This is a genomic window from Aeromonas sp. QDB17 (assembly GCF_027705305.1).
GTDB lineage: Bacteria > Pseudomonadota > Gammaproteobacteria > Enterobacterales > Aeromonadaceae > Aeromonas > Aeromonas caviae.
Genome location: NZ_JAPDBP010000021.1, coordinates 34858 through 49075, shown reverse-complemented (window position 1 = coordinate 49075; position 14218 = coordinate 34858). Strand labels below are relative to the sequence as shown.

The window sequence follows — 14218 nt, the reverse complement described above, 5'->3', positions numbered from 1 at the left end:
CCAGCCCTAATACCCCCACCGATTAAATGCCAGCGGCATCTTGTTGAGCTTCTCGCGATGCTCGCGCCAGTTGGGCAGATGGGTATCCATCAGTGTGATAAATCGCTGGTTATGTTTGCGCTCTAACAGGTGAACCAGCTCGTGCACCACAATAAATTCCAGGCATTCAGGGGGCTTCTTGACTAATTCGAGGTTGATCCAGATGCGGGATGTATCTGTTTTGCAGCTCCCCCACATGGTCTTCATCCGTTTGATACCGACAAACGAAGGGGTGACGTTGAGCAAGGCCTGCCACTTGGCCATCAATATCGGCAGCCGCTGGCGTAGCAATTGGCGATACCAGCCCAGTAGCAAGGCTTCTCGCTTCGCGGCGTCATAATGAGCGGGAACCCGCATCCGGATCCACCCCCCTTGTAGCTTGACGCTGTGCGCTCCCTCAACCGGGATCACCTCCAATCGATAGCCCCGTCCCCAAAGGTAGTGCGTCTCGCCGCTGCACATCTGGCGCTCGCTCTGACGTGGCTGCGCCTGAAAGTGGGCCTGTTGCTGCCGGATCCACGGCAAGCGTCTGACCACGGCCATTCTGATGGCCGTCTGTGACAGCGACGCCGGGGCCGAGACGCGCACGCGACCATCAGGGGGCAGCACATTGATGTGCAGGTTCTTGATCCCCTTATGCTGCAACTCCAGCGTGAGCTCACCAATGGTGATCAGGGGCATCAGTGGTACTCCTGCTGCGCTTTCACCAGCTCCATCACCTCGGCAACGGTCACATCGTATCCCTTGGTTTCTTCGGCAATGGCAAACGCGATCTCCCGCTCCTTGAAGCGATCGCCATACCAATCGGCCTTCTTGGTATAACGCACGGCGGTATCAATCCTGGCCACCAGCAGCTCATCCTTGCCCAGATTGTCATAGAGTGCCCGTTTGGCTGCCGTGTCTATGCTCTCTGGGTAGGCGCTCTGGCTATGGCTCTGTGGATATTTCACCTGCTTGGCCAGCTCGCGGACCTTTTCCAGATACTCCTGATAGGAGATGGCCTGCTGGCGGCGCAGATCGATCAGCTCATCGAGCAGCACCGACATCCTCTCGTAGTATTTGGGGTTGACCGGGTTCTCATCGACGATGGTCCGGCGCACGTTGTTTTCAATCGCCTCGGCCATCGACTCCTGATTGTCGCGCATCTCCTTGGGCAACCCATCCAGCGCCTCGGGGCCGCGCTGGATAATGAGCTCCAGCAGCCCCAGCTCCTCAAAGTCCATCAGCGTCTCGCTGGGGTCGGCATCCACCCACAGATCCAGCATCTGGCGCATGCCCGGCTCGAACTGCTTCATATCCACCAGATCACCACTGGCCAGCTTGATCTCATCCCGGACCTTGGCGAAGTGTTCGACCTCCTGCTTGATCGAGGCGGCCTGCGAGGCGCTGTAACCCGCCTCCTCCAGCTCACCCGCCAGATTGGTAAAGGCGCGGATCAACTTGGCCACCAACTGATAGAGGGTCAGCCGCAATGCCTCTTTCTCGCTCAACGTCTCTTCATCGGCTCCCGGCTCACAACAGAAATAATGCTGATAATCGAGTTGCGACTTGGGCGCCTTCACCGGCTCACACAAGGCACGAACGGCTTCCAGAGCGTTATCCAGATCCTCTTTGGCCTGGGCCAGTCGATCCTTGAGCAGCCCGGCCACATCCTCCTTGTCATAACCCGCGAAGGCCTCGGCCGTATAGTCGTTGACCGTCTTCTCCAGCGACTTGAACAGGTCTTTGTAATCGATGATGTAGCCGTACTCCTTGTCGTCACCATCCAGCCGATTCACCCGACAGATGGCTTGGAACAGGTTGTGATCAGCCATCTTCTTGTCGATATAGAGGTAGGTGGCAGAGGGGGCATCAAAACCGGTCAGCAGCTTATCCACGACAATGAGCAGCCGCATCTGGCCCGGCTCTTTGATAAAACGCTGCTTGACCAGTTTTTCAAACTCTTCGACCCGCTTAGCCGCCTCATCCTCCGGCTGCTCGAAATAGTCGGCCAGCATCTTGCGATAGATGTTGTACTTGGCCAGCTTCTCCGTCAGCCCCTCGCCCGTCTCCTCGCCCTTGATCTCGCTGGCATTGGGTTGGTAACTGGTGACGATGGCGCACTTGCCAGCAAAACCGGCCTGGCTGAACATCTCGTAACTTTTGCAGGCTTGATAGACGCTGGCGCAGACCAGCATGGCATTGCCACGACCATCGGCCAGCCGGGGCTTGCGCTCGAAGTCGAGCAGAATATCGGCCACTATCTGCTCCAGCCGCGAACGACTGGAGAGCAGCTTCTGCATTGAGGCCCACTTCTGTTTAAGCTGCTGCTTGCCCAGCCGCGAGAGATCCTTGGTCTTGGTATCGAACCACTCATCCACTTTTTTCTGGGATTTGACCCGCTGATCGATATCCCGCGCCTCGTAGCGCAGATCCAGCACCACGCCATCACTCACCGCCTCGTTGAACTTGTAGGTGTGAATGTAGGGGCCAAAGACCTCGATGGACTTTTTTTTGTCCTGCTTCATCAGCGGTGTGCCGGTAAAACCGATAAACAGCGCCTCTGGCAACAGGCTCTTCATAGCCCCATGCAGCTTGCCGGACTGAGTTCGGTGGCACTCATCGACAAACACAAACAGCTGCCCCTTGGGGCTGAAGTCCGAGGGCAAACTGCGGCGCATATCAGCAATAAAATCATCCGAGCTGCCATCATCTTCGTCATCCGACTCGCCTTCTGGCGTGCGACCGAACTTGTGTACCAGCGAGCAGATAAGCCAAGGGTTATGGGCATGCAGACGGGTCACCAGATCGGCACCGCTTTTGGTGCGCAGGATCTCCTCCTCCACCCCACTGAATACCTTCTCGATCTGCTCATCGAGTTCGGTACGGTCGGTGATGATAAGCACCCGGCTGTCGGTCACATTTTCGCGGATCCACTTGGCCAACCAGACCATGGTCAGGCTCTTGCCGCTGCCTTGGGTGTGCCAGATGATGCCGCCATCCCGGCGGCGGATATAGGCCTTGGCGGCACGGATGCCGAAATACTGGTTATGGCGGCAGGTCTTCTTGGTGCCCGCATCAAACACGATAAAGTCGTGGATCAGCTCCAGAAAGCGCGCCTTACTGCACAACTGCGCCAGATGCTGGTCCAGCAGATTGGCACCCGGCTGCTCGACATGGTCGGAATGAATTGGATCGGCTGGCTCTTTCCACTCCAGATAGTACTTCTCGGGGGTTTCAATGGTGCCGTAGCGCACCCCCTGGGTGTCGTTGCCCGCCATCACCAGCTGCATGGTGGTGAAGAAGTTACGGATAAAATCCTTCTTCTGGTTATCCAGGTTCTGGTGGATACCTTCAGAGACAGAGACGGTAGAGCGCTTGAGCTCAATGACGCCAAGGGCAATGCCGTTGACATAGAGCACCAGATCCGGCCGTTTCTTATTCTCGCCTTTGACCGTGACCTCCTCGGCAATGGCAAAGTCGTTGGCCTGCGGATTGGTCCAGTCAACAAGCCAGACGGTCTGGTTTTGCTCGCCTGCCCCTACTTTTTCCTTCACGCCATAACGCAGTAGGCGATAGACCTCCTTGTTGGCGTCATAGAGGATGCGCCCTTCGCCCAGGCTCGCCGCCCGATCCAGTTGCCTTAGCACCTTAGGGATAAGCACCGCGTCCACTCCCCGTCCCACCAGCCAAGCGGTCAGCAGTTCCGGCTCGACATTCCGGTTGTTCTCCCGTGTATGCCAATCCCCCAGATAGCGATAGCCCAGCTCCGCTTGAAATAACTTGATGACGCGGTTCTGGGTTGCCCGCTCCCGTTGGCCGACTATCACGTTAACAATCCTTTTGTTTTCACTAACGATACAAAACGGTTTTAAGGTAATCATCCGTCACAACAAACTCGGGATCCTTGCCGGTCAGTTGCCTGGTGAGAGGCACAATCTTGGTTCTGACGCCCATGCCGCGGTAATCGACGTAGCCGTAATCACGAAGCACTTCCATGATTATGGTGTTGCGAGGAGAACGCTGACCCGCCTTCATCTTATCCACCGTCATTGAGTTATTAAGAGCACCCGGACTAATCACTTCAAAGCGGTCTGAATAATTGACTACTTCGATTTCAACAAACCGGGTCCAGTCACGATGCGCAAGGGCATTGATCAAAGATTCACGCACCGCTTCAAGGGGATAAAACCATTGAGTTTCCCGACGTAGCCCCGCATCGATCTGATCAGCCTCCTGAGAGATAAATGGCTTCATTTGTTCAATAAATCGCTCAATCAACCCACCATCCACTAGACACCGTTCCCCCTCCTCAATATCCCAGCGGCCAACCATGGGGCCATCCAGAATATCGTCAAGCACTGCCTGATACTCTTTGTCGGGGGCATTAAATGCCATCACTCTCAGGCCTGACTGCTTCAGATAGCGGCGCGGATTTTTGCCAAACAGTACCAGACCGGCTACTGTGCAGCAGATGTTACCCCCAGCTTCGGTTAAAAAGCTCAAACCAAGCAAACGGGTCTGCCATTGTTCCTGGGTTTCGGGAACATCTGGATCACGCAAAATGTTCCGGAAGTAGTCCGACAGCCGCGCATCATCCAAACAACTGATGTCCGTGCGAGGAACAGGCATTACCTCGGTATGCAACATGCCTCCCAGCTCGAAGAGCCTCATTTGCTGCTCACGAGTGGCAATTCGCGAAGTGGAGCCGACACGGATATATACATCTTCCCGCCCTCGGTCCCGAACCACATAGGGTTTCGAAATGCCTTGGGGAAAGCTGATGACAGCAACGGCCTTTTCGTCATCTAGTCGAACTATCTCGTAGAAAGGCAAAATCATCGGGTGAATTCTGCTTTGAAAAACATTCATCACCCACTCTTCCAGATCCGCTCTTTGAATGCCGCTGATGGTGCCGTCATCCTCAACACCCAGCAGCACCTTACCCCCCTGAAAGTTCGCCATGGCCACAACCTCAATCGCCAGTTGCTCAGGGCGAATATCATCGCGTTTAAACTCAATCCCTGAGTTTTCCCCGCTGGCGATGATTTCTAACAATTCTGTTCTTAACATGTCGATTTACTCTCCAGACATCGGAAAATTCCGAGCGTCATATTTGGCTTACTCAAACCCGTATTTTTCCCGGCGCTGATTAAAAGCACTTTTACCGCCTTCAAGAATATCGGCCGCTAGCCGCTGGATTTCGGGCACATCGATAGCCCCCTGCTCATGAGGCAAGATCTGTCCTCGGTTCTCTTCGACGCTGAGTACACCAATCCATTCGGCATCACCAAATACCGGGATATTGGCATTGTGCGTAGCGAACAGGAACTGTCTGGTCAGTTTGGCCCGTCGCAATTCCGACACAATGCGTTCAGCAATAAAAGCATTGTCCAGATTGTCCTCGGGCTGATCCAGGATCAGCGGGTCCTGATTATCCAAAAGCAATAGATGCAAAACCGCAGTGCATTGCTGTCCAGTGGAAAGCTCATCTATCGATTTAAAGTGCGCATCACTAGCGCCATGAGTCACATTCAACGATATGGCCATGGTATCGGGTAAAGTCAGCTCTTCCATCTCCAGCAAAGAACTCTCAGGCAACCGGCACAACGCTTGACCAACCGTAGGGGTGATTCCCCAATTGGACGCTCTTAACGACTCTTCTCCCAACCGAATAGTTGCAGCCAGATTAGCCGAAGAGAATTCCCCCTCCATCACCCAAGCCAGACGCTTGGAACCCACGCCATCCAGGTTACATTGGTCAAGAAACTGCATTAACGGCTGGCGATCCCCTTCGTTTTGCAATTCAAGCCTGACTTTCTGCTCCAGCTTTTTGTTCAGCCGTTTTACAGATTTTTGCATTGCGCTGGAACGTTCACTGATCGCCTCAGCCAACTCCAGCAGCATTTTTTTTCGTTGAATATAAAGCTCATCGATCTGTGCCTGACGGGTTTGCAATGCACTTTGTTTAGGGCGGATCTGTTCAATCTGTTTGAGCAAGGATTGATATTCGGCACCAATCTGGCGGCCGGATTTACCCTGCGCAGCAGGGATCTCCTTAAATGCAGCCTCAAGCGCTTGTTCCTCGGCTGCAATGCCCTCCTGAAGCTGTAGCTGTAGGGGTGCTAATGTCTCGCCTGACTGTCGGATTTGCACTTCAAAATGAGTTATGGTCTGCATCACAGCGTGAGCCAACTGTTCTAACGCCTCACGTTGTTGCTGTAATAGTGCAGAGTGAGGCAAAGATTCCAGCGCACTGTCACTCAAAAAAGCCAGATCTGGCTGACTGTCTTTGAGATTGGTCACCGCCTCCTGCAAGCGATGGATTTCTTCTCGTACCCGGAGATCTAACTGTTTCTCTTTCTCTAACTTGGGTATGACTTTAAGTTTTTCATCCAGCCCCAGAGCATGGAATTGACTAGCTTGATCTTGGAGTTTTGGCAACCGTTCGACATCGCCCTCTATCTCGTTCTTTTGCGCTAGAGCCCGGATGATGGATTCTCGGTTATCTTTAAGTCGATTCAACGCCTTGGAAATGGTGGCATCGTATTGTTCATGTTCGCCATCCAAAAAACGCTCGATAAGCCGATTACGACTGAGAGGATCACGCGTCATCTCGTAGATTTCGTTCTGCCCATACAACTCGATACCTGGCAGCAAGTCACGCGGTTGATAGGGCGAGATATTACCTTGCTCGTCCTGTACGACAGGTTGATCACCCCACTTGCGACTGATCTTGAACCTACGGCCATTCATAGCGGCCGAACGCAGTTGAATTTCAACCAGCCCCTTTTCCCGCCCCAAATTGTTTTTTACGATGGCATCGTGCTGTTGCTGTGCCGATCTGCCAAATGGCTCCAACGCTAGCGCAAAACGGATGCACTCCAGCAGGGTCGATTTACCAGTGCCCCGGCCCCCGATCACCGCATTCAGGTGGTCAGAAAACGAAATATCCACACCATCCAGATACCCCCCCACAACACGCACCCGCTCAATGCCCGATGCAAAATTTTCAGGCTTATCAGAATTCAAGCGCACGCGGGATCCTGCATCTAAAAAGGCCTGTTTAAACGAAGCAAAACAAGGGCGGGTCATCTTGATAAGGCAGGATGCACCATCGGCTTTAATATCGTCCGGTTTGGCCACATCGGCGGCATTGATAGCCGCCATCTCCCGCTCTCGCCGGTAGTTAGGCTCTTTGTTCAGAAATACCTTGCGATAGAAATCACTCTCTACACTTTTGAGATCCTCTACAGATCCCGGAATCTGCGCCGCCAACAGCCCCTTGTGTTGCCAGACATGATCCATCCGGCGTTTAAGTACGCCGTCATCGTTAGTGCTATGAGCCGCAAAAATAAAACCACCCTGATCATTGATGTACTCAATAATTTGCGCCGCGGATTTTTGCACCGGTGCGGCAGGATGGGTCCTATCCACGCCTAATGCCCCCAGGTAGCCATATAGCGTTTGACTCGAAAGACTCTCATCGAACAAACATACAAAGTGAATCTTTTCGCTGGAGGCAATCTCGAAACCCGGAAATACCACAATCCCATGCTGATTAAACAAGGTCCGCAACGATTCCATCCCATCAACAGAACCATGATCCGCCAACCCAATCACCATGACTCCGACTTCCAGTGCCGCCGCCAGTAACTGCTGGTTGTATTCGGCCTCAGATAGATCCTGCAACTGCCCACGATAGGCGATATAGCCAGCGGGGTTAACCTGCAAGGCACATTTAAAAAAACGGGCCTGGGTATAAACCGGAGCCAGATCTTGATCAATCATGAGCACACTCCCTATCGATATCGTTGGGCTTCACCAGACGGTTTATGCCAGTCGGCAATGTTTGCATGGTGGCAATGACTTCTGGTGTTCGCAGGCTTTCGGCGTTCATACCACTATCCCGAGGTTCAGTTTTGGAGGCTGCTAACCTGCAGCCTGTTTTCATTTTTAGCCCCAGAAGGCAACCAAGCTATAGGCTGGTATTTGCTTGGCGCGTTATGCCGGGCTGCTCTTGCGGTTTGACAGCCAATCACGTTTAGCAATCAACCATCAAACAACCCGAATTAAATTAATTTTTATATATCAACAACATAATAAAATCAGTACGACAAAACAACCGTTCCAGTCAAGCAACGCTCAAGCAAATCCAGTGTAGGGTGGGCTCGTTGCAAAGCTCACTGCAGAGGCGGTCATCTGGCTGGGCTACACTTATGCCCTGTCTATGCCCCCGCCGTCAGCGGCAGGCGGATTTTGCCGGTCAGCAGTTGTTGCATCATGCCTTGCTTCAAGGCGCGGGCCTTGTCCAGCTTTTGGGTCAATGCCTGCAGCTCGTTATCCATATCGGATAAAATAGTGGCGATGGCGGTTTGTTCTGCTTTGTTAACTGGAGCGTATAACTGGCAATTGGCAATATCGCCATTCAGAATATGCGTTTGGGTCACGCCATCATCTAACGCCAGAAAATATTTATGACGATTCAGAACAAGATACAGATACTTGGGAACAATAATGTTTGTTCTAAAAATGCAGACTCGTTGATTAACTGCGTAAACATTGTTCTGATCGGCATAGAAGCATTTTGCCAATGCTTTCCCATTCGGAAGGTCACTTAACACCATCAAGACATCGCCATTTCTTGCCGCACAATCATTCTGTGAGCAATATTTCCGTACTTCCCCTCCAGTCGAAACAAACTTCGAGTTAATTACGATATATTTACCCGCCTCCGTGACATAAGGTTCGTGGGCCTTACCATGGATTAGAGTTGCAACATCCAGCAAATAAGTAACCTCCCAATCCTCCGGGATTTCTCCCAGTTCGCTGGGTTTATAGCCTTTGGGGGTGCCATCGGGGCGCAGGGCGAAGGCGGGCAGGCGGGTGCGGCCGGTCAGCAGTTGCTGCATGGTGGCGCTTTTGATGGCCTGTTTCTTGGCGATCAGCTGCTCCAGCGCATCGATCAGCGCATCGCTATCCGACAGCACATTGGCAATGGCGGTTTGTTCTTTCACCGATGGAAGGGGTAATTCGTAATTTTTTATATCTGTACTTGTTATATTCGGGTCTTTCCGACTGCTACTAGCAACTAACTTCCAATAATCAACATGGTAATTCAGTTGGCTCAATAGAAAACCAGAATAAAGCTTTGAACCATCTGGAATTATTGCCAACAATGCTTGATTAATTGCAGCATCTGTTCTCAACAAACCAGTTCGTCCAATTTGATTAAAACCACCGTACATGGCCACGAGGACAGAGCCTGCTTTATGCTTTCTCAGGCTTGTATTAGTCAAAGCAGCATCTGTTACATATTCATCCGTCTCAAAAATAGGTCCATTATTTAAATCTAAAGTTTTCACCCAAGGATGATGACCATCTTTATAAAAAAGATCATATTGACTCCGGGATGGAGTAGTACCACCACCGAAGAATGCCACATCCTTTAGCGATGAAACCCCCCAATCCTCCGGAATAACCCCCACCTCGGTCTGCTTATAGCCTGCCGGGATCGCCTTGCCTGCTGCGTCTTGCATCATCTGCTCTGCCATTATGCCCACTCCAGCCCCATGCTTTTGAGATGCGCGGCCACCTTGGCCTCCAGGGTGCTGACCTGCTGGGTCAGTTGCGGCAAGGTGGCGCTGTAGCGCTCCTCCAATTCCTTGACGCGGTTGGCCAGTTGCTGGGTAATGCGCTCAATCTCCGCCTCGATGGCGGCCTGCAAACTGGCGCGCCACTTATCCTCCACCAGCAGTTGCTTGATTTCGGCATCAAGAAGCTTGGGGTAACGGGCAAAGACAGCCAGATCCAGCGCCTCTTGCGCTTCTTTTACCGCCCTTTTAGCCTGGCTTTCGGCTTCGAACAGCTTGATGGCGGTTTTTAGTGCCGCCTTTTCCTCGGCATCACTGGCTTGCTTGAGCCGCGCCTTCAGGCTGGCGGCGTTGATCTTGCCTGCGTCGTTGGCCGCGTCACTCAGCAGCCCCTCCTCGCCCCCTTGCTCTTCCAGATAGCTTTCCAAGGCTTGGCTTGCCTCATCCGCGGCGGCCTGCAGGGCGTCGATGTCGGCCTGCTCATCGCTAAAGAAGCGGGCCACCAGCAGTACCGGTGGCAACAGCTCGGCCTTGTACTTGCTCTTGCCCAGCACCAGATCCGGCGTCTCTTTAAGCTTTTCGCCCTTGTCGACTTTAAGCTCGCGCAGCACCTTGCCCGCCGCCCAGCCATCCTGGCAGAGCACATAGACATCGTCTTGCATCACGGCATGCCAGTAGTCCATCAGCAGTTGGTAGATATCGTAGTTATCCAGCAGCGGCAGCGGCGCATAGGCGGCGAGCAGCGATTCGCTGATCTCCTCGATCAATGCCTTGGGCGATTCACCCGGCTTTATCTCCGCCAGATGGCACTCGGTAAACCAGCGTGAGAAGGGTTCAAGCGAAGCAGTGGCAAAACGGACAAATTCGGGGTGCGCCAGTATGGTGCCCTTGACCTGGGCGGCCTCCACCAACCCATGGCTATAACCCGCATGGGCCGGGGCAAACAAATCGGCCCGCAGGGTCGGAAACACCTGCCAGTAAGCGCCCAGGGCGTCGATATCCCGATTGGGAATGCCGCCTTTAAGGTGGGCGGCCAGATCGTGCAGATCTTCAGGCTCGCTGGCATCGATATAGCGCGGAATATTCAGGTTGTAGTCGTTGGCGGCGATCTCGGAGAGCGGCACGGCGCGGCTGTAACGGGGGATCACCTGCTCGCGGGTAAAGGTATCGACAATCTTGTGGATGTCCTGCTCGCGCAGCCGGTTCTTGTTGCCATCTTTGATAAAGCCTTTACTGGCATCGATCATAAACAGGCGCTGGCTGGTATAGCCGTTGGCCTGGATGGCGCGCTGGTGCGCCGTCTCTTTGTCGATGACGATGATGCAGGCCGGAATGCCGGTGCCGTAGAAGAGGTTGGCAGGCAGGCCGATGATGCCCTTGATAAAGCCCTGTTTGAGCAGATTCTCGCGGATGCGCGCCTCGGCATTGCCACGGAACAGCACGCCGTGGGGCAAGATCACCGCCCCCTTGCCACGGCTGTTGAGGCTCTTGATGATGTGCAGCAAGAAGGCGTAATCGCCGTTTTTCTCCGGCGGTACCCCCCAGACAAAGCGGCCAAACTCATCGTGCTCAGCATCCAGGCCGCTGGTCCAGTTCTTGTTGGAAAAGGGCGGGTTGGCGACGGCAAAGTCGAAGCACTTGAGCTGGTTGTTGCCCTCCTTCCACTGGGGCGCGGCCAGGGTATTGCCCTTCCAGATCTTGGCGGTCGGATTGTCGTGCAGGATCATGTTCATGCGCGCCAAGGCGCTGGTGGCGTTATCCATCTCCTGACCGTAGATGGTGAGCCCCTTGGGTCCCGCCTCGTCACTGGCCTTGAGCAGCAATGAGCCGGAGCCGCAGGTGGGGTCGTAGACGGTGGCATCTTGCGGCGTCTGGCGACTGATGCCGATCACCTTGGCCAGAATGCGCGACACCTCGGCCGGGGTATAGAACTGCCCCTTGGACTTGCCCGATTCAGTGGCAAAGTAGCGCATCAGGTATTCGTAGGCATCGCCTAGCAGATCATCGCCCTCGGTGCGGTTGGCGGAGAGATCCAGCCCCTCGAAGATGCCAATCAGCTTGGTCAGGCGGTCGATCATCTCCTTGCCCTTGCCGAGCTTGTCCTCATCGTTGAAGTCGGCGATGTCGATGACGCCCTTGAGATCATTAGCTTCGGCCAGCGCCGAGATGGTGAGGTTGATCGCCTCGCCGATATTCGCGGTCCCCTTGAGCGCCACCATGTCACTAAAACTCGCCCCGTGCGGCACCTCAATCATGGCGTAGGGGTTACCCTTGGCCTTGTCGGAAACGTACTTCACAAACAGCAGGGTGAGCACATAGTCCTTGTACTGGGAGGCGTCCATGCCACCGCGCAGTTCATCGCAACTGGCCCACAGGGAGGAGTAGAGTTCGTTTTTCTTGATAGCCATGGAAAGGGTTCCAATAAGAGTCAGTTTGCGCCAAGGGCGCATGGAAAACGAAAAGAGGCGATTGTTTGCACCCATACGGGTGAGCATGCCAGAGATTGCCAACGAGTTTACCCACTTGACCCCGTGGCAACCATGGTGGATATCACATCAGTGACGGATAGGCAGATCGTTTGCTGCAAAAGCCATCATTTGCCTTCCAGCAAGGCCGGCGGTGTGCTCTCGCCACGGCATTTGAGTTGTCCCAGCGCGTTGGTTCGACAGACGGTGCCATCAGATGCACGCAACTGACCAAGTGCATCTTCACGCCATGTCACCCGTTCACCCGACGTGGCGTTGCTACCGCGCACATTGCCCAGGCTATCCTGCCGATAAGTGGTGCCGTCACTGCCCCTGACATTGCCCAGAGAGTCTTTGCGCCAAGTGGTGCCGGTACCCGAATCCCTGACATTGCCGAGACTGTCGGTTCGCAGGGTGCCCGTTTTGCCTTCCTTACACTGATAACGGGTAGTACCGAGACTGTCCTTGCGATAGGTGCAATCAGTTGCATGAACCGAAAATGGGGAGAGGACTATCACGATCAAGGCCAATGGCCATAGCGTGGATGTTGACCGACGCGGCATAGAGTCTCCGGCTCTCACAGGTAAGGGAACTGAGAACTTCAGACTAACATTACCCGTCCCACGATTCTTTATCTTATCGCAACAGGAACTTGCCCCTGTTCCTGTCCAAAGAAAGCCAGATTTGTGTAACCCCAGCCAACATGTAATGGCATACCCAATGGCATACTGAAAAACACACAAAAATAAAAAACCCAACCTAATCAATAGGTTGGGCTTAATGAATGGCGGAGAGACAGGGATTCGAACCCTGGGTGGCATTGCTGCCACAATTGATTTCGAGTCAATCCCGTTCGGCCACTCCGGCATCTCTCCACGGGCACTCATATTGACCCAACCCTAGCCGGGAAATCAATGTAAATCTCGTTGCAGATCAGACGACTGGCGATAAAACCGCCATCCGGCGATCCCGCCCCTCCCAACGCCAGTGACTTTCACCCGGCAGCGCCTCCCCACTCACGGCCTCCACTTTGTGCCCGGTTCCGGGTGGGTGAATACGGCGAGCCTGATGGGCCAGTGACACCCTGTGACGCGCTCGCCACCGCCCTCCCGGCAGTCATGGTGCCGGACTGGTAATCCCCGCGGGATTCGTTGACAATCTCTGCTCATTTTTTGGAAGGGAACCCGTCCCTCGCCCCAGCCGATAGGAACAACCATGCTCAACACTCGTATCGTCTCACTGCTGCTGGCCGCCGCCAGCCTCTGGGCCGCACCTGTCTGGTCCAACACCTATCCCCTGCCGCCAGCGGACAGCCGTCTCATCGGCGCCCTGGAAGATTACATCGTACAGCCTGGCGATCATCTGGAACTGGTCGGCAAGCATACCCGGACAGGCTTTCTGGCACTGCTCGAAGCCAATCCCGGCGTAGACCCCTATCTGCCCACCCCGGGCACCCGGCTCACTCTGCCGACCCAGATGCTGCTGCCCGACGTGCCGCGAGAAGGCATCGTCATCAACCTGCCTGAACTTCGCCTCTACTACTTCCCCAAGGGCAAGCAGGAGGTGATGGTGCTGCCCATCGGGATCGGTGACATCGGCCGCGAGACGCCGGAGATGACCACCACCGTCATCGCGAAAAATCCCAACCCGACCTGGGTGCCCGGCCCCATGGTCCGCAAGTCCTGGCTGGAGCAGAAGGGGATCGATCTGCCCGCCGTGGTCCCCCCCGGCCCCGACAATCCCCTCGGCAAGTTCGCCATGCGTCTTGGCTATGGCAACAAGGACTACCTCATCCACGGCACCAACAAGGATTTCGGGGTCGGTCTGCGAGTCAGCGCGGGTTGTATCCGGCTGCGCCCGGATGACATCGAAACCCTGTTTGGTCTTGTTCCCGTCGGCACCCCGGTCCGGGTCATCAACCAGCCGGTCAAGATGGCGGTAGAACCCGACGGTCGTCGCTGGCTGGAGGTACACTCCCCCCTCTCCCGCACCGAAGCGGAGATGGCACAGGGGGCGCCGCTAGTGCTCTCCCCCGAGGCCGAGCAGTTCATCGCCGCACCCGACATCGACAGTGCCCGGGTGACCGCCCTGCTCGAGCGCAAGAGCGGGCTGCCCAAACCCGTGAGCGGCTGAAGGCCTGAC

At 54.7% G+C, this 14218-nt stretch carries 8 protein-coding genes and 1 tRNA gene; 1 reads left to right on the top strand and 8 read right to left on the bottom strand.

The genetic code is table 11. The annotated features are described in order from the left end of the window. Positions 1 to 6: 6 nt before the first annotated feature. From OKC41_RS16665 to OKC41_RS16630, 8 genes are all read right to left on the bottom strand, one after another. Positions 7 to 720 carry a M48 family metallopeptidase gene (locus OKC41_RS16665; RefSeq protein ID WP_005331303.1) on the bottom strand — a complete coding sequence of 238 codons (714 nt, stop codon included), beginning with the start codon at positions 718 to 720 and terminating at the stop codon, positions 7 to 9. Then, positions 720 to 3848 carry an HsdR family type I site-specific deoxyribonuclease gene (locus OKC41_RS16660; RefSeq protein ID WP_270672176.1) on the bottom strand — a complete coding sequence of 1043 codons (3129 nt, stop codon included), beginning with the start codon at positions 3846 to 3848 and terminating at the stop codon, positions 720 to 722. Before OKC41_RS16660 ends, OKC41_RS16665 begins: the two co-directional genes overlap by 1 nt. 22 nt (positions 3849 to 3870) lie before the next feature. Then, a complete protein-coding gene (locus OKC41_RS16655; protein ID WP_270672175.1) occupies positions 3871 to 5091 on the bottom strand; it encodes an RNA-binding domain-containing protein in 1221 nt (406 codons plus the stop codon). A 48-nt stretch (positions 5092 to 5139) separates the two neighbouring features. Continuing rightward, entirely contained in the window at positions 5140 to 7809 is a 2670-nt protein-coding gene (locus tag OKC41_RS16650) for a TrlF family AAA-like ATPase (protein ID WP_270672174.1), read from the bottom strand. Between the two features lie 437 nt (positions 7810 to 8246). Then, the gene (locus OKC41_RS16645; RefSeq protein WP_270672173.1) at positions 8247 to 9572 is read right to left on the bottom strand and encodes a restriction endonuclease subunit S; all 1326 of its coding nucleotides are present in this window, start codon (positions 9570 to 9572) and stop codon (positions 8247 to 8249) included. Next, positions 9572 to 12019, bottom strand: a complete 2448-nt coding sequence (locus OKC41_RS16640; RefSeq protein WP_270672172.1) for a type I restriction-modification system subunit M — start codon at positions 12017 to 12019, stop codon at positions 9572 to 9574. The genes OKC41_RS16645 and OKC41_RS16640 overlap by 1 nt, the downstream gene beginning before the upstream one ends. A gap of 185 nt (positions 12020 to 12204) precedes the next feature. Further along, positions 12205 to 12639 (bottom strand): hypothetical protein, encoded by a 435-nt coding sequence (locus OKC41_RS16635; protein ID WP_270672171.1) that lies wholly within the window; start codon positions 12637 to 12639, stop codon positions 12205 to 12207. Positions 12640 to 12861: 222 nt separating this feature from the next. After that, a tRNA-Ser gene (locus tag OKC41_RS16630) sits at positions 12862 to 12951 on the bottom strand. A 340-nt stretch (positions 12952 to 13291) separates the two neighbouring features. Between OKC41_RS16630 and OKC41_RS16625 the strand changes: the two genes are divergently transcribed. Then, positions 13292 to 14209: a L,D-transpeptidase family protein gene (locus OKC41_RS16625; protein ID WP_042878776.1), complete on the top strand. Its 918-nt coding sequence runs from the start codon at positions 13292 to 13294 to the stop codon at positions 14207 to 14209. Positions 14210 to 14218: the final 9 nt, after the last annotated feature.